16 protein-coding genes are annotated in these 19,041 nt (G+C 58.6%); 13 read left to right on the top strand and 3 right to left on the bottom strand.

The window, feature by feature from the left end; genetic code table 11:
* Positions 1-64: 64 nt before the first annotated feature.
* A complete protein-coding gene (locus tag INF35_RS09465) occupies positions 65-2,464 on the top strand; it encodes a cation-translocating P-type ATPase (RefSeq protein ID WP_328740676.1) in 2,400 nt (799 codons plus the stop codon).
* A 105-nt stretch (positions 2,465-2,569) separates the two neighbouring features.
* Here the strand turns inward: INF35_RS09465 and INF35_RS09460 are convergent, their stop codons facing one another.
* From INF35_RS09460 to INF35_RS09450, 3 genes are read right to left on the bottom strand one after another with little or no spacing between them, the layout of a single operon-like run.
* Complete coding sequence (locus tag INF35_RS09460) at positions 2,570-3,538, bottom strand: ATP-binding protein (RefSeq protein WP_193501888.1); 969 nt, start codon at positions 3,536-3,538, stop codon at positions 2,570-2,572.
* Between the two features lie 3 nt (positions 3,539-3,541).
* Entirely contained in the window at positions 3,542-4,444 is a 903-nt protein-coding gene (locus tag INF35_RS09455) for a DnaD domain protein (protein WP_193501886.1), read from the bottom strand.
* A gap of 40 nt (positions 4,445-4,484) precedes the next feature.
* On the bottom strand, positions 4,485-4,712 hold the full coding sequence (locus INF35_RS09450; RefSeq protein ID WP_193501884.1) for a hypothetical protein: 228 nt from the start codon (positions 4,710-4,712) through the stop codon (positions 4,485-4,487).
* Between INF35_RS09450 and INF35_RS09445 the strand changes: the two genes are divergently transcribed.
* The 12 genes from INF35_RS09445 (at position 4,705) to INF35_RS09390 (ending at position 19,006) form a co-directional block, all read left to right on the top strand.
* Positions 4,705-5,337, top strand: coding sequence for a type I phosphoribosyltransferase (locus INF35_RS09445; protein WP_328740891.1), 633 nt, complete (start codon positions 4,705-4,707; stop codon positions 5,335-5,337). The genes INF35_RS09450 and INF35_RS09445 overlap by 8 nt on opposite strands.
* 227 nt (positions 5,338-5,564) lie before the next feature.
* A complete protein-coding gene (gene srtB / locus INF35_RS09440) occupies positions 5,565-6,467 on the top strand; it encodes a class B sortase (protein ID WP_193501880.1) in 903 nt (300 codons plus the stop codon).
* A 312-nt stretch (positions 6,468-6,779) separates the two neighbouring features.
* A complete protein-coding gene (gene glmS, locus INF35_RS09435; RefSeq protein WP_193501878.1) occupies positions 6,780-8,621 on the top strand; it encodes a glutamine--fructose-6-phosphate transaminase (isomerizing) in 1,842 nt (613 codons plus the stop codon).
* A gap of 292 nt (positions 8,622-8,913) precedes the next feature.
* On the top strand, positions 8,914-10,914 hold the full coding sequence (locus tag INF35_RS09430; RefSeq protein WP_193501876.1) for a polysaccharide biosynthesis protein: 2,001 nt from the start codon (positions 8,914-8,916) through the stop codon (positions 10,912-10,914).
* A 26-nt stretch (positions 10,915-10,940) separates the two neighbouring features.
* Positions 10,941-11,555, top strand: coding sequence for a sugar transferase (locus INF35_RS09425; protein ID WP_193501874.1), 615 nt, complete (start codon positions 10,941-10,943; stop codon positions 11,553-11,555).
* 28 nt (positions 11,556-11,583) lie between these two features.
* Positions 11,584-11,793 (top strand): hypothetical protein, encoded by a 210-nt coding sequence (locus INF35_RS09420; RefSeq protein WP_193501872.1) that lies wholly within the window; start codon positions 11,584-11,586, stop codon positions 11,791-11,793.
* A gap of 145 nt (positions 11,794-11,938) precedes the next feature.
* Positions 11,939-13,024, top strand: coding sequence for a PucR family transcriptional regulator (locus tag INF35_RS09415; RefSeq protein ID WP_193501871.1), 1,086 nt, complete (start codon positions 11,939-11,941; stop codon positions 13,022-13,024).
* 406 nt (positions 13,025-13,430) lie between these two features.
* Complete coding sequence (gene ftsE / locus INF35_RS09410) at positions 13,431-14,171, top strand: cell division ATP-binding protein FtsE (protein WP_193501870.1); 741 nt, start codon at positions 13,431-13,433, stop codon at positions 14,169-14,171.
* 18 nt (positions 14,172-14,189) lie between these two features.
* Positions 14,190-15,095 (top strand): permease-like cell division protein FtsX, encoded by a 906-nt coding sequence (gene ftsX, locus INF35_RS09405; protein ID WP_193501868.1) that lies wholly within the window; start codon positions 14,190-14,192, stop codon positions 15,093-15,095.
* Between the two features lie 33 nt (positions 15,096-15,128).
* A complete protein-coding gene (locus tag INF35_RS09400; RefSeq protein ID WP_193501866.1) occupies positions 15,129-16,340 on the top strand; it encodes a murein hydrolase activator EnvC family protein in 1,212 nt (403 codons plus the stop codon).
* A gap of 47 nt (positions 16,341-16,387) precedes the next feature.
* Positions 16,388-17,608, top strand: coding sequence for a murein hydrolase activator EnvC family protein (locus INF35_RS09395; RefSeq protein ID WP_193501864.1), 1,221 nt, complete (start codon positions 16,388-16,390; stop codon positions 17,606-17,608).
* 186 nt (positions 17,609-17,794) lie between these two features.
* Positions 17,795-19,006: a S41 family peptidase gene (locus INF35_RS09390; protein WP_193501862.1), complete on the top strand. Its 1,212-nt coding sequence runs from the start codon at positions 17,795-17,797 to the stop codon at positions 19,004-19,006.
* Positions 19,007-19,041: the final 35 nt, after the last annotated feature.

The following is a 19,041-nucleotide window of genomic DNA, read 5'->3' as shown; positions in this document are numbered from 1 at the left end:
CACTGCTGCAAAGGCATTTTCGGCCCGAACCGTCAGAAATGCCGGACGGGAAACGGCGCAGCCAGTGATAACGCCTGCAGCCCCGGACCCGCACACCGGCCTGACGCCCCAGCAGGCAGCCGAGCGCATGGCGGCGGGGCTGGACAACCGGGAGGTGGCGTCGCCTACCAAGACGGAGGCCCAGATCATCCGGGAAAATATCTTCACCTTTTTCAACCTGGTGTTTGTGGTGCTGGCAGCTCTCCTGGCCATGGTGGGCAGCTTTGCCAACATGGGGTTTCTGGGCGTGGTGGTCTGCAATGCAGTCATCGGCATTTTTCAGCAGCTGCGCTCCAAACATGCAGTGGACAAGCTGACGCTGGTCACTGTCCATAAGGTCCGCTGCCTGCGCGGGGGAGAGATGCTGGAGCTGCCTCCCCAAGCTCTGGTGCGGGATGATATTGTGGAATTCGGCGCGGGGGAACAGATCTGTGCCGATGCGGTGGTGCGTACCGGCAGTGTTCAGGTCAACGAAGCCCTCATCACCGGCGAAGCGGACCCGGTGTCCAAGCAGCCGGGGGACGGCCTGCGCTCAGGCAGTTTTGTCATGTCCGGCCGCTGCCGGGCTCAGCTGACCCGGGTGGGGGCGGATTCCTACGCCAATCGACTGATGGTGGAGGCAAAGTCCGACGTTCGCCTGGCCAAGAGCGAGATGATGCGCTCGCTGGACAGGCTCATCCGCTTCATCGGTCTGATCCTGCTGCCCTTCGGGGTGATGCTTTTCCTGCAGCAGTATGATGTGCTGGCCCTCAGCCTGCGGGACTCCATCGAGGCCACGGTGGCGGCGCTCATCGGCATGATCCCGGAAGGACTCTATCTGCTGACCAGCGTGGCGCTGGCGGTCAGCATGATCCGCCTGGCCCGGCGCAAGGTACTGGCCCAGGACATGAACTGCATTGAGACGCTGGCCCGGGTGGATGTGCTCTGCGTGGACAAGACAGGAACCATCACCGAGGCGGCCATGGAGGCGGGCGACCCTGTCCTTCTGGACGAAACCCACTGGAACGCCGAGCTCACCCGGGAGGCGCTTCAGGCCTTTTACGGTGAGAGCGAGCCGGAAAATGATACCGCCCGTGCCATGTGCAGGAGATTTGGCGGAGGTTCGGGCTGGGTTCGCCAGAGGGCAGTACCCTTCAATTCGGCTTATAAATGGAGCGCGGCCACCTTTGCGGGGCATGGCAGCTTTGTCATCGGCGCGCCGGAATTTGTGGCCGGGCCAAGATATGCCGAGCTGGCCGCTCAGGTGGAGCCCTACCTGAGCAGGGGATACCGGGTGCTGCTGTTTGCCTCCTGTGACGGCGAGCCGGAACCGGAAACGGGGCTGCCGGTTTCGTCACTGCATTTCATTGCTCTGATTCCCGTGGCCAACCGCATCCGTCCCGAAGCGCCGCAGACCTTCCGCTATTTTGCAGAGCAGGGGGTGGCAGTGCGGGTCATCTCGGGGGATAACCCGGTGGCGGTCAGCGAGGTGGCGCGGCAGGCGGGAATTGAGGGCGCCGAAAAGTACGTGGACGCCTCCACCCTGCGCACCAATGAGGACATTGCCTCCGCAGCGGAACGATACACTGTCTTTGGCCGGGTGACGCCGGAACAAAAGCGCAAGCTGGTCAAGGCCATGCAGGACGCCGGTCACATCGTGGCCATGACGGGGGACGGCGTCAACGATGTTCTGGCTCTCAAGGATGCCGACTGCGGCATCGCCATGGCGTCGGGGGCGCAGGCGGCCTCCCAGGTGGCTCAGCTGGTCCTCACCGACTCCAATTTTGCGGGGCTGCCTGCCGTTGTGGCGGAAGGCCGCCGGGTCATCAACAACATCCAGCGCTCGGCATCGCTGTTCCTGGTCAAAAATATCTTCTCCTTCTGCCTCAGCCTGCTCACGCTGTTTATCGCCATGCCCTATCCGCTTCAGCCGCTGCAGCTCACCCTGATCTCGGCCACCACCATCGGCATTCCGTCCTTTATTCTGGCGCTGGAGCCCAACCATGAGCGCATCCGGGGCCATTTCCTGCGCAACGTCTTTTACGCGGCGCTGCCCGGCGGCCTTACCGACTTGATTCTGGTGCTGGGAGTTCAGGCGTTTGCCTACGCCTTTGACCTGCCCAACGCCGTGCTGTCCACCATCTGTACCCTGGTCATGCTGGGGGTGGGCCTGACGGTGCTCTGGTATGTCTGCCGTCCTTTCACGCCGCTGCACATTGCCCTGTGGACGGGCATGCTGGTGCTGGGTGGGGCCTGTGCCTGGATTTTTGCCCCTGTGCTGGAACTGGTCACCCTGGATTTGCAGGGCATCCTGATTCTGCTGGTGTTCTGGGCGCTTACCGTGCCCGTCATGCGGGGAATGCGTGCCGCCGTGGCCGCTGCGGTCCGGTTCTGGGACAAGCTGACCGGCTATCTGCCGTCGGTTCAGGAACGGCTGCCCTTTTGAGGAAACCGGCACCCTGATGGTCTTGTACAATATTAAAAAGACCGCCTGCCCGGGCAAACGACCCCGGCGGGCGGTCTTTCTATTATATTTGTCAGGCCAAAACGGTCATTTCAGCCGCTGGTCGGTGCCGAAAAACTTGAACATCCGGCAGTTGCCCAGCATCCGGCTGGCGACCTTCTCGGTATAACGGGCCTCAAACACCGCCTGATCCACAATGTTGGTGGTGTAGATGGTGGGGCGGCGGCAGAGCATGCGGGTGTTGACCAGCTCATACAGGACGCTGACGGTGAGCTGAGTCATGAACTCAGTGCCCAGGTCGTCCAGAATCAGCAGGTCGGCCTCCTTGCAGGCGTTGAGCCAGTCGTCGTCGGTGTCGCGGTCAAAATGTTCCCGGCTCAGCTGGGCGGCCAGAGCGGCGGAGCTGGTGTAGAGCACGTCGTATCCCCGGTCCAGCACGGCGTCCGCCACGGCCAGGGCCAGATGGGTCTTGCCCAGTCCGGCACTGCCGGTAAACAGCAGGTTGGGACTTTTGGAACTGAATTCCGCCGCCCACCTGCGACAGTAGGCAAGGATCTTGCCCATGTACTCCCGGACGGGACCACCCAGCTCGGGATCGACGGCGGTGGGGTAGCGTTCCAGCTGAAAGGAATCAAAGCTGCACAGCGCCAGGGGAGAGGCTGCATTGATCTCCTCCCGGCGCAGGGTGCGGGCCAGCTCTGCCACACAGGTGCAGGGCCGTCCCTTGCAGATGCCGGTATCCTGGCAGGCGAGGCAGGTGTACTTGGGTACAAACTCCTCCGGCTGGTACCCGGCTGCCCGGATGACCCCGTTCAGCGTCTCACCGGCCTGCTCAAAGGCGCGCTGGGCGGCGGCCCGCTTGGTGATGTCGGCACCCTGGGCGGCAGCCATCAGGTAGGCAGCGCCCAGACGGGTGCGCTCCGCCTCGGCCCGGCCGATTTCGGGATGACGGCGCAGCGCTTCGGTACGCAGGGCCTCAGCCCGGGTGACGGCACGCTGACGGCGGGCGGCAACCTCACGCTGGGCGGCGCGGAACAGTTCATCCTTGGTACGCATGGCTTATCCCTCTGTTTCGTCATCAAATACCGCATTCCAGTTGCGGTTGAACATGTCTTTCATGGGCTTGGCGGGAGCCTTGCCGGTGGCCAGAATGTTGGACGGTGCCAGAGCGCCCTTGCCGCGCACCGCCTGTACCGTGGTCAGACCCTGGGCCCGCCAGGACCGCAGGATGCCGTCCACATAGCGGATGGTGCGGTGATTCTCGGCATGGAGCAGGGCCTCCTCGATCATGTCGCTGCCGATGCGCCACTCCTCGTGCCAGCGGGCGACGGCCCGGCGGTCCCACTGGGTCAGGGTGTGAGGCTCGATGCCGAACAGCTTAGCCGCCTCAATGCACCATTCCTCGCACTGCTTGACATGACGCAGATAGCGCTCGGCGTCCTCACCGGTCTCCACACCGGCATCCCGCCAGCGGACCAGCTCCCGGGATACTGCCCCCACGGTGCGGCGTCCCTGGCGGGCAACCTCGGCACAGCAGAGCAGCACCACGTCGGGCTGCCAGCCGTCGGACAGGTAAAGCCCCACCAGCCGCTGCAGATCGCTGCGACTCAGCGCCTTGCCGAAAGCGGTCTGGGCTTCCTCACACAGAACCCCCACATAAGGGTCGTTGATGGCGGCCAGGTCGATCTCCGCGGTCTTGGCAGCGGGAGCAGGAGTCGCCTGCACGCCGGTGCGCTCCCGTTCCAGAAGCCCGGCGCCCGCCCAGTACTGCAATGCACGGTTGGCCGCCTCCACGCTTTTCAGCCCGAGATCGTGGGCGATGGTGCGGGCATCGGTGCAGCCGGAGCTCAGCACATACAGCGCCACCCGGATAAAATCGCCGTCGGTGCGCGGCAGCTGAGAAAAGATCACCTGCGGCACCGCCACGGTATCGCCGCTGAGATTGGCCAGTTTATACATCATCCCCATATGTCCCCCTGAAAAAACCGCAAACTTAATGCTATTATAGCATCGGCGCGAAAATCTGTAAACCGAACCCGCCCGATCCCCGGCTGCTGGAAATAAAAGGGTGCAAAACGCCGAAAATGCCGGATGGATTTTGGCGGAAATTCTTATCCGATTTTGGTTGCAAGCTTTTAACAATCCAACTAAAATAGTAGTTAGTGATATCGTGCGCCCGTCCCAGCGGCGGGAAAAGCTGAAAGGAGCTGTGCAGGATGGGAATGAACATGGTCAAACTTCCGACAAAAAAGGCGGATCTGTTTTTGCGCGTGGCGAAAGGGCACTTTGCCACCAGCCACAGCCATATCAACTATTATATTGATGTGACGATGCAGAAGACCCGCTTGTCTGAGGCCCGCGCTGTGGCAAGGGAGCTGGTCTCGGCTTACAAGGCAACGACCATTGTGGATACAGTGCTCTGCCTGGACGGCACCGAGGTCATCGGCGCCTGCCTGGCCAGCGAGCTGACCCGTGACGGCTTTGTCAACATGAACGCGCACCAGACGATCTACATTGTCACGCCTGAACATACGACGGGCAGCCAGCTGCTGTTCCGGGACAATACCACCCCCATGATCACCGGCAAGCATGTGCTGATCCTGGCGGCGTCGGTCACCACCGGTTATACCGTGCAGGCGGCCATTGAGGCGGTCAAGTATTACGGCGGCATGGTGGCGGGCCTGGCGGCTATCTTTGCCACCGTCAAGGAATGTGAGGGCTACCCGGTGGCTTCCATTTTTGACCCCAACGATCTGCCTGATTACCAGACCTACGACTCTCACGAGTGCCCCTTCTGCAAGGCGGGGCAGCGCATCGACGCCCTGGTCAACAGCTACGGATACTCCAAGCTGTAAAGGCTTCGGCATACAACTATCGAATTCCATGCGGCGTCCGGCTGTGACGGTGATTTCCACCGACGGCCGGACGCCGCTTGCAGTTGCGGACGCGGAAAAAGGAATCCGGTCAGGTAAATCCTTCCATAGGAATAAAAGGACGACCGCACGCACTTGCAATCCGGGCGCGGATGGGGTAATATTGGGAAGTAATGCTATCAATGTTGTAAATTGGGAGGTGTATCTGCATGGCGGAAAAACACCCGCAGAGGCGTCAGGCTGCCCGGCCGGACCAGCAGCCTGCGCCGCTGTTTGCTGAAGAAGGAACACGTATCATGTATGATCAGGATAGAGATACCGATTACAAACGCCCCCGCCGCAAAAAAAAGCGCAGCGGAAGCGATATTCTGTATACCATCGCCATTGTCATTTTTGCCATTATCTTTCTTGTGTGCGCCGGCCTGCTGGTCAAGCGGCTGATTGACGACAAAAAGACGGAAGGCGAGTTTGCGGCCCTGTCCGACCTGATCGACGAGACGGCGGAGCCCGCCGAAGAAGGGGAGACCAATGCCGAAAAGTTTGCCCGTCTGGTGGAGCGCAATTCCGAGTTTATCGGCTGGATCAGCATTGAGGATACCAACCTGGACTTCCCGGTCATGTATTCTCCCACCCGGGCGGACTTCTACCTCCGCCACGACTTTGAGGGAGAGTACAGCAATTACGGTGTGCCCTATCTGGACGAGGACTGCACCCTTACGGCGGACAGCCGCAGCAACAACCTTATCATCTACGGTCACAATATGAAGACAGGCACCATTTTCGGCTGCCTGACCGGATATAAAGAGTCCTCCTACTATGCAGAGCACCCGTATATCCAGTTCGACACGCTGTACGGCGACGGCACCTATGAGGTGTTTGCCGCTTTTGCCATCGACGTGGTATCGGACACCAGCTTTGCCTACAATACCTACATTGATATGGACGAGGCGGCATTTGACAAGTTTGTCGGTGAGGTCAAGCGCCGCAGCGACGTGGACAGCGGCATCACGCCGGAATACGGCGATGAGCTTCTGACGCTGTCCACCTGCGAATATTCCAGCAGCAACGGTCGCTATGTGGTATGCGCCCGTCGTGTGCAGAATACCGACTGAATTTATGACATTTCGGACGCGGGGCTTGCCCCGGCGCGCCGGGTGTGGTATGCTTAAATCGCGCAGAAAGCCCATCTGGACTTATGGTGTAAGAAACTGGAAAGGGAGAATGCGCGCGGCGGGGTGGCCGTTGCCCTTGACGGCTGCCCCGCTTTTTTTGAATCCCGGCCCGGCAGGCCGGGAAACCAAACAAATCCAAAGGCTGCTCCGCATAAAAATGTTGGATGAGGAGCAGAGTGCGCAGCCGTACGGCAGCGGCACCATATACACAAAACAGAACAAATTTACTGCAAAACAACGGAGGGAACTGATATGTGCGGAATCGTTGGTTTTACAGGCAAAGCCCAGGTGGCTCCGATTCTTCTTGACGGTCTGGCAAAGCTGGAATACCGCGGCTATGACTCGGCCGGCATTGCGGTGGAGGATGCAGCGGGCAAAATCGAGATCGTCAAGGCAAAAGGCCGCCTGCGTGTACTGTCCGAGATGACCGACGGCGGCACCACGGTGCCGGGAACCTGCGGCATCGGCCACACCCGGTGGGCCACCCACGGCGAGCCCTCGGTGGTCAATGCCCATCCCCATTATTCCCGGGATCATAAGATCGCAGTGGTCCACAACGGCATTATTGAAAACTATCAGGAACTCAAGGACCGGCTGGCGGCCCGGGGGTACGAGTTTGTCTCCCAGACCGATACCGAGGTCGTGGCCCAGATGGTCGACTATTATTACTGCGGAGAGTCGGCGGGCAATGCCCTCGACGCCATCACCCGCATGATGATGCATGTGCGGGGCAGCTATGCGCTGGGCATTCTGTTTGCCGATCAGCCCGGCGTGGTGTACGCGGTGCGCAAGGACAGCCCGCTGATCGTGGGCAGGGCGGAGCAGGGCAACCTCATTGCCTCCGACGTTCCGGCACTGCTCAAGTACACCCGCACCGTCTACTATATCGATAACCAGGAGATCGTCCGCATGACCCCGGACGAGATCGAGTTCTACAACATCGACAAGGAGCGCATCGAAAAGACGCCCTCCACCATTGAGTGGGATGCGGAAGCTGCCGAGAAGGGCGGCTACGAGCACTTCATGATGAAGGAGATTCACGAGCAGCCCGCCGCCGTGCGCGACACCCTTTCTCCCCGCATCAAGGACGGCCGCATCGAACTGTCCGAGATCTCTCTGGATGAGGAGACCATCCGTTCGGTGCGGCGGCTGTATATCATCGGCTGCGGCTCCGCCTACCATGTGGGTGTGGCGGCGCGCTATGTGTTTGAGAGCCTGGCCCGGCTGCCGGTGGAAGTGGATGTGGCCAGCGAGTTCCGCTACCGCAACCCGGTGCTGGAGGAAAACTCCCTGGCTATCATCATCAGCCAGAGCGGCGAGACGGCAGACTCTCTGGCGGCACTGCGGGAATGCCATGCCCGGGGCGTGCCCACGCTGGGCATTGTCAACGTGGTTGGCAGCTCCATCGCCCGGGAGGCCGACGCGGTGCTGTACACCTGGGCCGGCCCGGAGATCGCCGTGGCCACCACCAAGGCGTATTCCACCCAGCTGGCGGCCATCTACCTGCTGGCCACCGAGTTCGGCCGGGTACGCGGTACTCTGGATGAAGAACAGTACGCCCGTCTGGTGGAGGAACTGGAAGCCCTGCCCGGCAAGATCGAAAAGACCCTTTCGGACAAGGAGCGCATCCAGTGGTTTGCCAGCAAGTACGCGGCGGCAAAGGATGCCTTCTTCATTGGGCGCGGCCTGGATTACGCCGTGGCGCTGGAGGGAAGCCTCAAGTTCAAGGAGATCAGCTATATCCATTCGGAGGCGTTTGCAGCCGGTGAGATGAAGCACGGCCCCATTTCTCTGGTGGAGAAGGGGACCCTGGTCGTGGGTGTGCTGACCCAGCCGGATCTGTATGAAAAGACCATCTCCAACATGGTGGAGGCCAAGAGCCGGGGCGCTTTCCTGATGGGGCTCACCACCTACGGCAACTATAATATTGAGGACACGGCGGGCTTTACGGTTTATGTGCCCCGCACCGATCCTCATTTTGCCACCAGCCTGTCGGTGATTCCGCTGCAGCTGCTGGCCTACTATGTCTCCTGCGCCAAGGGCCTGGACGTGGATAAGCCGCGCAACCTGGCCAAGAGCGTTACGGTGGAGTGATCCTGCTTTTGACAGGACCGTACAAAACAGACTGACCAATTTTGTGCAAGATTTGCTCCGTTTGCCCCGTATTTGCCGGGGCAGACGGAGCGAACTTGTGTTATAATACACAAAAAAGAGAGAAATCGGGTGCGGTTTCGGCACGGCTGATTGAAGTGCCGCCGTTTGGCCCAGAAAGTATATTGCACAGGCAATTTCAAAATATGGGACGCGCAGCTGCCAGAAGACAGGCGGCGGGGGAAAAGTCGGCTTTTTTGGCCGTGACGCGCGTCGGGACGGGGAATACAGTCAGATGAAGCAAGACAATAAACAAATCATACGGGGCCTGCCGCGCCGCCTGGCACTGATGGCGCTGGACTGCATGCTGATCGTGCTGTCCTATCTCATCGCCATCATGCTGCGCTTTGACGGGGTGGATGCCTACCAGCGCATTGGCGTTATCCACACCATGACGCCCTGGATGCCCTATATCCTGCTGATCTACCTGCTGGTGTTCTGGTTCGGCGGATTGTACGAGATCCTGTGGGAATACGCCGGCATGCGTGATCTGGCCAGGCTGACGCTTTTGTCAGGATTGGCAACAGGCATTATCATGCTGGTGGACCTGATGCTGGACGGTGTTCTGTACCGCACCGTGCTGGTTCTCGGCGCGGTGTTCAATGTGGCTTTTGTGGGCGGCATCCGATTGTTCTGGCGGCTGGTACGCAGCCTTGCCCTGCAGGCCCGGAACCGGCAAAGGGACCGCCGCCGGGGCAAACATACCGTACCCCTGCTCATTGTGGGAGCGGGCAATGCAGGCGCCTGGGCAGTCAATCTGTGCAAAAACAAAAACCGCAGTTTCGGCGATCCGGTGGTCATTGTGGACGATGACCTGACCAAGAAGAACCTGCGTGTGCAGGGGGTTCCGGTGCGTGGCACCATCTCGGATATTCCGGAGCTGGTGCGCAAGTACCATATTGCCGAGATCGTCATTGCCATCCCCAGCCTCAAGGGCGATCGCCTGAGTGAAGTCATCAATCTGTGCAACTCCACCCATTGCCGGGTACGGATGCTCTCTGACCCGCAGTCAGTGGACGAGAGCGGCAATCCCACCTCCCGGGGCATGGGCCTGCGCGAGCTCAACACGGCGGACTTTCTCTCCCGGGATGAAGTCCAGCTCAACAACGCCCAGATTTCCGAGTACCTCCATGACAAGGTGGTTCTGGTCACGGGCGGCGGCGGCTCCATCGGCAGCGAGCTTTGCCGCCAGATCATCCGTTACCGTCCCCGCCAGCTGCTGATTTTCGACATTTACGAAAACTGTGCCTATGAGCTGGAGATGGAGCTGCGCAACAAGTACGGCCGGGACCTGCCCATCGTGACCCTCATCGGCTCCATCCGCGACAAGCGCCGTCTGGATGAGGTATTCGAAACCTATCATCCGTCGGTTGTTTTCCACGCTGCCGCCCACAAGCATGTCCCCCTGATGGAGGTCAGCCCGGCGGAGGCAGTCAAGAACAACGTCTTCGGCACCAAGAACCTGCTGACCTCGGCGGCGGAGCACGGCGTCGAGCGCTTTGTGCAGCTTTCCACCGACAAGGCGGTCAATCCCACCAACGTCATGGGCTGCACCAAGCGCATTTGCGAAATGCTGATCCAGACCTTTGCCCAGAACACCACCATGAAATGCATGGCCGTGCGTTTCGGCAACGTTCTGGGCAGCCACGGCAGCGTTATTCCGCTGTTTGAGGAGCAGATCAAGCAGGGCGGCCCGGTCACCATTACCCATCCGGATATCGTCCGCTACTTCATGACCATCACCGAGGCCGCCCAGCTGGTTCTGCAGGCAGGCGCTCTGGCCAAAAGCGGCAGCATCTATGTTCTCGACATGGGCAAGCCGGTGCGTATTATGGACCTGGCTATGAGACTCATCCGCTTTTACGGTTATGAGCCTAACGTGGACATGGAGATCAAGATCACCGGCCTGCGTCCCGGCGAAAAGCTCTACGAGGAGCTGATGCTGGATTCGGAGCAGGACAAGATGATCAAGACAGCCCACGATAAGATCTTTATTGCGCCGCCCATGCAGATCAATCTGGCGGAATTCTACACCGAGCTGCAGCAGCTGCAGCAGCATGTTGACAAGAACGATGAGGGTGTTGTGGAACAGCTTCAGAAGATCGTCCACAGCTACCATCCCAACCGCCGTTTGAACAAGGATCATACGGTCAGCGCTGCCAACGGCAACACCGGCGTTCTGGATAAGGCAGAGGTGGCAAAGGCTCTGGCCGAGACCCGGAACAATACGGACTGACACAGCCGGGAAGGGAGAGAATCCACGTGTATCAGAACTATATCAAACGTCTGCTGGACTTTATCCTGTCCCTGGCAGCGGTCATTATACTGGCAATTCCTATGGGGATCATCGCGCTGTGGATCAAGCTGGACAGCCCGGGCCCCGTCATGTTCCGCCAGCGCCGTGTGGGGCGGGACCGTACCTATTTCAATATTCTCAAGTTCCGCACCATGCGGGGAGACACCCCCCATGACGTGCCCACCCATTTGCTGAAAAACGCCGATTCCTACATTACAAAGAGCGGCGCTTTTCTGCGCAAGACCAGCCTGGATGAGCTGCCCCAGATTTATAACATTCTGGCGGGACAGATGAGCATTGTCGGCCCCCGTCCGGCCCTGTACAACCAGTATGACCTGATTGAAGCCCGGGAAAAGGTCCACGCCAACGATGTGCGCCCGGGGCTGACCGGTCTGGCTCAGGTCAACGGCCGGGATGAGCTGCCCATTGATGTCAAGGCAAAGTACGACGGCGAATATGCCGCCCATGTCACCTTCGGGATGGATTGCAGCATTTTTTTCCGCACCATTGGCTATGTATTCCAGCGCCGCGGCGTTGTCGAGGGCGGCACCGGCGCCATGGAAGAGCAGAAAAAGAAGTGACGGACGGCAGACAAAGTCGGATTTTTCCGTGAAACAGGCGGTACAGCCAAAGGGCTGTGCCGCTGTTTTTGTGAAGGCGAGACCGGCTGCAAACGGCTTTGTTATGGGCAAAATGACGGATTTTGCCTGCCATCGGCCGGGCTGTCGTTTTGCTGTTTCAAAACTGGCAAAAAATTTATACAAGAAAAACCAAAGTGTTTCGGTAAAATATGTTGCAAAAGTCAAGCGGATTGTGTAAAATATACATCAAAGGTATTTGTATTTGTTAAAATTCACAATCCTGCGGACGGCGGTTTTCCAGATGGTAAACTGCACAAGGTCCCGCAGCAGCAGGTCGCCTCAGGGCGATACTTGTACATTTTGCTAGGTAAGGAGAGGCTGTTATGGCAAACAGGGTATTCCAAAACGTGGTATACCAGATGAAGGATGCAGTGGACCGTGTTGTCGGAGTAGTGGACGAAACCGGCGCTGTCATTTCCTGTTCCGAGCTGGGCCAGATCGGTGAAGTGCGCGAGGGCTTCGCTGCACAGCGTCTGACCTCCGGCGATGCTTTTGTGCGCGACGGTTACGCCTATCATCAGTTTTCCGGCGCAAAGCACAACGACTATGCCGTCTTTGTGGAAGGCACCGACACCACCGCCGAGCAGTTTGCGTCGATGCTGTCGATCAGCCTGCAGAGCATCAAGCAATATCATGATGAAAAGTTCGACAAGACCAACTTCATCAAGAACGTGGTGCTGGATAATATCCTGCCCGGCGACATCTACGCCAAGGCGCGGGAACTGCACTTTGTCTCCGATGTGCCCCGGGTGGTCCTGCTGATCCGCGTCACCAGCGGCAACGATATCTCGGCGTATGATGTGGTCAGCGGTCTGTTCCCCGACAAGCAGAAGGACTTCGTCTTCAACATCAGCGAGACGGACACCGTTCTGGTCAAGGAGATCAAGCCCGACAACAACACCCGGGATATGGAAAAGCTGGCGGCATCCATTGTGGATACCCTGTCGGGTGAGCATTACATCAAGGCGGTGGTGGGCATCGGCACCCCCATCGGCAATGTCAAGGATCTGGCGGCCAGCTTCAAGGAAGCGCAGATCGCCATGGAAGTGGGCAAGGTATTCGACACCGAGCGTCAGGTCATCTCCTACGATCATCTGGGCATTGCCCGCCTGATCTATCAGCTGCCCACTACCCTCTGCGAGGCTTTCCTGCGTGAAGTGTTCAAGCAGGACAGCATCGATTCGCTGGATTCCGAGACGCTGTTCACCATCCAGCGCTTCTTTGAGAATAACCTCAACGTTTCCGAGACGAGCCGCGGCCTTTTCGTCCACCGCAACACGCTGGTTTATCGTCTGGAAAAGATCAAGAAGCTCACCGGTCTGGACCTGCGCAAGTTTGACGATGCCATCGTCTTCAAGGTGGCGCTTATGGTCAAAAAGTATCTCTCGGCCAATCCTGCCAAGTATTGATTGTCCGGACCTTCCGGCTGTACATTGCAGTTTCAAAAGGCGTCCCTGCTTTTCGGGGGCGCCTTTTCCATTGCTGTCACGGCCGGATGCAGTTCCACAAAACAGGAGGCACCGGGGCGGAAATTTCTGTCTCATTCTGCTAAAATACAGCAAAAAGGATGCGCTGTACAAAAAATTTACAAACTTTCCACATTCGTCCAAGCCTGTAACAAAAGTTAAATGTTTCCCGTCTTTACGAGAAAAAGCGGGGGTTGCTCCGGTAGGGGCCATCTTGACGGGCGGCGGTATTGCATGGTAAGCTTAATGGGTATAGCCGCGCCCTGTCGGCGGCAGAAGGATGGAGTATCCGGCCCGGCGCCGGATGGATGGAAACAGAGCGGCAGGGGACATAACAGGAGCAACTGACATGATCGAATTTGAACATGTGACAAAAGTATACGAGACTCAGAACGACGAGAACGTAGCGCTGGAGGATGTGAATCTTCAAATCGACGACGGCGAGTTCGTGTTTGTGCTGGGCCATTCCGGCGCGGGCAAGTCTACCTTCCTCAAGCTGATTCTTCTGGAGGAAAAATGCACCGAGGGTACCGTCATCATCAACGGTCAGGACCTGACCAGGCTCAAGCGCCGCAAGATCCCGTACATGCGCCGTCAGATGGGAGTTGTTTTCCAGGACTTTCGCCTGATCCCCACCATGACTGCCTATGAGAACGTGGCCTTTGCCATGCGGGTCACCAACATTCCCACCCGCCAGATCAAAAAGCGCGTGCCTTACGTGCTGGGCCTGGTCGGTCTGGGAGACAAGATGGACCGTCTGCCGGACGAGCTTTCCGGCGGCGAGCAGCAGCGCGTTGCCCTGGCCCGTGCTCTGGCCCACAGTCCCAAACTCATTATTGCGGACGAGCCCACCGGCAACATCGACCCTGAGATGAGCTTTGAGATGATGGAGCTTTTGTCGGCCATCAACAGCGTGGGCATCACGGTGGTGGTCGTCACCCACGAGCATGAGCTGGTACATCGCTTCAACAAGCGGGTGGTCACCATCGATCACGGCCATATTGTGTCCGACACCGCCCACCCCGAGGTCGCCGAGGCCTATCAGGCAGCCGGCGGGGTTCTGCCCGAAGAATTTGACTACGCACATTGATGGGGAGGAAATGGCGGTATGCGTTTTTCCAGTTTTACGTATTTGGTACGGCAGGGCCTGCACAGCATGCGGGCCAACCGTTTGATGACCTTCGCCTCCATGGGCGTCCTGACCGTCTGCATGGTGCTGATCGGTCTGGCATATCTCCTGGGTGTCAATGTGGACGCCATTGTGGAGTATATCGGCGAACAGAATGAGTCCATCGTCTACCTGGAGGACGGACTGTCTGAGGAACAGATCGCGGACATTGATTCCCAGATCCGTGCCACGCCGGGCGTGGTGTCGGTGACCTACGTCTCCCCGGAGGATGTTCTTGCCACCTACAGCAGCATGCTGGATGAGTACGCCAACATGTACGAGGCTTTTGAAAACGACAATCCCTTCTCTGCCAATTACCGCGTTGTCATCGAGGATATCTCTCAGCTGGAGCAGATCTCGGACGAGCTGGGGCAGATCGAAGGGGTTGCCACTGTCTCGGCACCGTTGGAGCTGTCACAGGCGTTCACCTCCATCCAGCGGGTGGTCAGCTATGCCAGCTACGGTCTGGTGGCGGTGCTGGCCATTGTCAGCATTGTGGTCATCAATAATACCATCCGCATCACGGTCTTTGCCCGCCGCAAGGAGATCGGCATCATGAAGCTGGTGGGAGCTACCAACGGATTTATCCGCTTCCCCTTCTTTGTGGAGGGCACCACATCCGGGCTGATCTCGGCGGCCATTGCATCCGGGATTGTCTGCGGCGCTTACTATGGCCTGTGCAAATGGTATGCGGAAAACCCCAGCAACTTTTCCCAGATGTTCGGCGGCGAGCTGGTGCCGCTGACCAGTGTCTGGTACTATATTGTAATCGGCTTTGTGGTATTGGGCTTTGTGCTGTGCGGCATCGGTACGGCCACCAGTATCCGCAAGCATCTGAATGTATGACCCACGCTGCGGCGGGAAAGGACGGCAGGCGGCATGAAACAAAACAGATGGAAACAGACGATTTCGGTGCTGCTCAGCACCGTCATGGCAGTTGCAGTGATCGGCTCCTCCATGACGGAGGTCGCCGCGGCCAGTACCGAGCAGGAACTGCGGGATCAGATCGCCCAGTATCAGCAGCAGCTTGACGACATCAACAAGCAGATCTCCAATGCCCAGTCGGACAAGGCGGACGCGGAGAACACCAAAAAACTGCTGGAACAGCAGGCCCAGACCATTCAGAATCAGATCTCGCTGCTTACCACCCAGATCAACGATACCCAGAATATGATCAGCTCCAAACAGCAGGAGATCGATCAGAAACAGGCGGACATCGACGCCAAGCAGGCGGATATTGATGAACGCTGGGGGGATTTCAAGCAGCGCATGAAAGCCATGCAGCAGCTTAACGACGGCGGCTCCATTGCATTGCTCAGTGCAGCCACCAACCTGTATGAGCTGCTCAGCTTCCAGCAGACTCTCTCCGACATCTACGAAAAGGATGAGGAAGTCCTGGCGGAGATGAACGCCGAGTACGAGGATCTCAACAACCAGAAACAGGAGCTGGAAACCGCCAAGGCGGACCTGGAGACCCAGATGAACGCCCTGGCCGACCAGTCCAGTCAGCTGGAATCCAAGCAGGACGAGCTGGTTGCCAGTGCCCAGCAGCAGAACGAAGCCATCTCCGCCGCCGAGGCACTGGAAAACAGTTTGACCGAGGATCAGAAGGAGCTTCAGAAGCAGTACAATCAGGCCATGCAGCAGCTGGATTCTCTGCTGGCTCAGGCGGTGGACAATGCGGGAACGCCGCCCATTGTGTGTTCCCTCAACTTCTCCTGCCCGCTGGACTCCTATAAATACCTCACCACTCTGTTCGGAGAGGACGGCCATACCGGCACCGACTTTGCGGCTTACGGCGGCACGCCCATCCATCCCATTGCGGAGGGCGTGGTCATCGCAGCTACCTGGCATGACAGCTACGGCAACTATGTCATGGTCAACCATGGCGCCGATGAGGACGGCAACACCTACGTTTCGCTCTACGCCCATATGCAGGCGCCGGCTTCGGTGAGCGTCGGCCAGACAGTGAGCAAGGGAGATACCCTGGGGTATGTGGGCAACACGGGCTACTCTTTCGGCAATCATCTGCATCTGGAACTGCGCGTCAACAACGTGCGGACCAATCCGCTCAATTATGTGCCGCACTGATCACGACGCGGCTTTTGACAATCCATAAAATAAAGGGAGATGTCTATTTGCGTATCCATCACTGGAATTGGAAACGCCTGATCTCCATCCTGCTCAGCACGGCGGCGGCCGTGTCGCTGGTGCTGTCGGCAGCGGTGCCGGCTTCGGCGGACGACAAGCTGGACGAGCTGCTCAAGCAAAAGCAGGAGTATCAGAAACAGCTGGAGGAGATCAATCAGCAGATCGCTGACAATGAGTCCAACCGCGCCGATGCGGAGGAACAGAAGCAGCTGCTGGAGCAGCAGCAGAGCGTGATCACCAGCCAGATCGACCTGATCACGGCGCAGAAAAACGATGTCAATCAGCAGATCACGGCCAAGCAGCAGGAGATCGACCAGAAGCAGGCCGACATCGACGCCAAACAGGCGGATATCGACCAGCGCTGGTCGGACTTCAAGCTGCGCATGAAGGCCATGCAGCAGCTTAACGACGGCGGCTCCATCGCGCTGCTCAGCGCGGCGACCAATCTCTATGAGCTGCTCAGCTTTCAGCAGACGCTGGAGGACATCTACTCCAAGGATGAAGAAGTTCTGGCCGAACTGGATGCCGAGTACAACGACTTGAACAACCAGAAGCAGGATCTGGAAAACGACAAGGCGGAGCTGGAATCCAACCTTGCCACCCTGTCCGACCTGGGCGATCAACTGGACAGCAAAAATCAGGAACTCAAGGCCAGCATCCAGGAGCAGGACGCCACCATCTCCGAGTCGGAGGCGCTGGCCCAGTCGCTGACCGAGGAGCAGAAGAAGATCCAGGCGGCCGCCACCGAGGCGGAAAACGCCTATGACTCCTACCTGCAGTCCCAGATCAAGCAGTACGGCACCAGTGTGCAGATTCACTGCTCGCTGGACTTCATCAACCCGCTCAACAGCTACAAGTACATTTCCTGTTACTTCGGCGACGGCGGCCACGGCGGCACTGACTTTGCGGCCCCCGGCGGCACCGATATCCACGCCATGGCGGACGGTGTTGTCACCAACGCCACCTATCATTACAGCTACGGCTACTATGTCATGATCTATCACGGCACGGCGGACGACGGCAACAGCTATGCCACGCTGTATGCCCACATGAATTCCCAGCCTCTTGTCAGTGTCGGCCAGACGGTGAGCAAGGGCGAGCTGATCGGCCATGTGGGCACCACGGGCAACTCCACCGGCAACCATCTGCATCTGGAGATGCGGGTCAACGGTGTGCGCGTCAGTGTATTGCCCTATATTTCCTATTGATTTCCGGCCGCGGAGAAAACACGGCGCAGAACAAGAAAGGTTTGTCTGGATATGAAACAGCATAAAATCGTTGTCCGAGTCACCTGCCTGGTTATTGCGGTTTTGATGTGTGTGACGCTGTTCGGCTCAGCTGTTGTGTCGCTTATGGCGATGTGAGAACGTGCACAGAGGGGAGAACAATCAATTATGAGCAGAAAAGTCAGCCTGAGCGTGGCGGTTACCGTTACGCTGATCGCTATGGCGGTGACCTTCTCAATTACGATGGTCCTGTCCATGAATATGTTCAACAATACCGTCACCAGTGTCAAAAACCGGGAGCGCATGTACAACAAGCTGTCGGAGATCGACCGCTATGTGCGTGCCAACGAATATTTTGAAATCAATGAGGATACCCTCAACGATACCATCGCCTCCGGTTACATGCTGGGCATCAGCGACAAGTACGCCCGCTACTATTCCGCGCAGGCGTACAATGAACTGGTGGGCACCCAGTCCGGCCGTCTCATGGGCATCGGCGTGTCCGTTGTCAAGGATACCTCTTCCGGCTATGCCCGCATCATCCGAGTCTATTCCAACTCTCCGGCGGAGGATCTGGGCTTTGAGGCAGGGGGCTTCATCACCTCCATCGGAGAAACCAGCGTCAAGAATCTGGCGGATACCTCAGCCATCCAGTCTGCCCTGCTGGGAGAGGAAGGCAGTGTGGTCACCATCCAATACCTGACCCCCAGCCGGGAGGAAGTCACCCAGGATGTGACCCGGGCCAACTATACGGTGGGCACCGTTTTCGGCCAGATGATCGGTGACAGCTGTGCCTATATCTGCATCGACGATTTCAGCACCTCTACCGGTACCGAGTTCCGCAATACGGTGGACAGCCTGCGCTCCCAGGGAGCCACCTGCTTTGTCTTTGACCTGCGCAACAATGCGGGCAGCAATCTGACCTCCGCCCTCATTGCGGCGGACTATTGCGTGCCTTCCGGCCTGATGGCTCAGGGACAGTACAAGGACGGCACGGTGGAGGATCTGCGTGTCTCCGATGACACCGAGATCACCCAGCCCATGGTCTGCATTGTCAATTCCGGTACGGCGGGCGGCGCCGAACTGTTCGCCAACACTCTGCGCAAGATGGGCGGCGCCACGCTGGTGGGCACCACCACGGCGGGAAAGGGCGTTGTCCTGTCCGATCCTCAGAGCCTGTCCGATGGCAGTGCCGTCGTCATCACCCGGGGCCTGATCCTGGACAATGAAGGCCAGAACTGGAACGGCACCGGCCTTACCCCCGATATCGAGGCGGCTCTCTCCGCTGATGAAGCCAGCAGCTACTATGACTTTACGGTGGATACCGATCCCCAGATCTCCCGTGCCGTCAGCGCCGCGCAGGCTCTGACCGGGCAATGATCCCGGAAAACGGAAAAGAAGGAACCGTCCCCATC

The sequence above is a fragment of the Gemmiger gallinarum genome (assembly GCF_014982805.1).
Taxonomy (GTDB): Bacteria; Bacillota; Clostridia; order Oscillospirales; family Ruminococcaceae; genus Gemmiger; species Gemmiger gallinarum.
The sequence above is the reverse complement of the archived record's forward strand: the minus strand, read 5'-3'. Positions and strand labels throughout refer to the sequence as shown.

What these genes read in the sequence shown, in the direction of transcription:
- ftsE (WP_193501870.1), top strand. Translation starts at nt 13,431, where the DNA reads ATGATCGAATTTGAACATGTGACAAAAGTATACGAGACTCAGAACGAC.
- INF35_RS09430 (WP_193501876.1), top strand. Translation starts at nt 8,914, where the DNA reads ATGAAGCAAGACAATAAACAAATCATACGGGGCCTGCCGCGCCGCCTG.
- srtB (WP_193501880.1), top strand. Translation starts at nt 5,565, where the DNA reads ATGGCGGAAAAACACCCGCAGAGGCGTCAGGCTGCCCGGCCGGACCAG.
- INF35_RS09460 (WP_193501888.1), bottom strand. Translation starts at nt 3,538, where the DNA reads ATGCGTACCAAGGATGAACTGTTCCGCGCCGCCCAGCGTGAGGTTGCC.
- INF35_RS09455 (WP_193501886.1), bottom strand. Translation starts at nt 4,444, where the DNA reads ATGATGTATAAACTGGCCAATCTCAGCGGCGATACCGTGGCGGTGCCG.
- glmS (WP_193501878.1), top strand. Translation starts at nt 6,780, where the DNA reads ATGTGCGGAATCGTTGGTTTTACAGGCAAAGCCCAGGTGGCTCCGATT.
- ftsX (WP_193501868.1), top strand. Translation starts at nt 14,190, where the DNA reads ATGCGTTTTTCCAGTTTTACGTATTTGGTACGGCAGGGCCTGCACAGC.
- INF35_RS09450 (WP_193501884.1), bottom strand. Translation starts at nt 4,712, where the DNA reads ATGTTCATTCCCATCCTGCACAGCTCCTTTCAGCTTTTCCCGCCGCTG.
- INF35_RS09445 (WP_328740891.1), top strand. Translation starts at nt 4,705, where the DNA reads ATGAACATGGTCAAACTTCCGACAAAAAAGGCGGATCTGTTTTTGCGC.
- INF35_RS09390 (WP_193501862.1), top strand. Translation starts at nt 17,795, where the DNA reads ATGAGCAGAAAAGTCAGCCTGAGCGTGGCGGTTACCGTTACGCTGATC.
- INF35_RS09400 (WP_193501866.1), top strand. Translation starts at nt 15,129, where the DNA reads ATGAAACAAAACAGATGGAAACAGACGATTTCGGTGCTGCTCAGCACC.
- INF35_RS09415 (WP_193501871.1), top strand. Translation starts at nt 11,939, where the DNA reads ATGGCAAACAGGGTATTCCAAAACGTGGTATACCAGATGAAGGATGCA.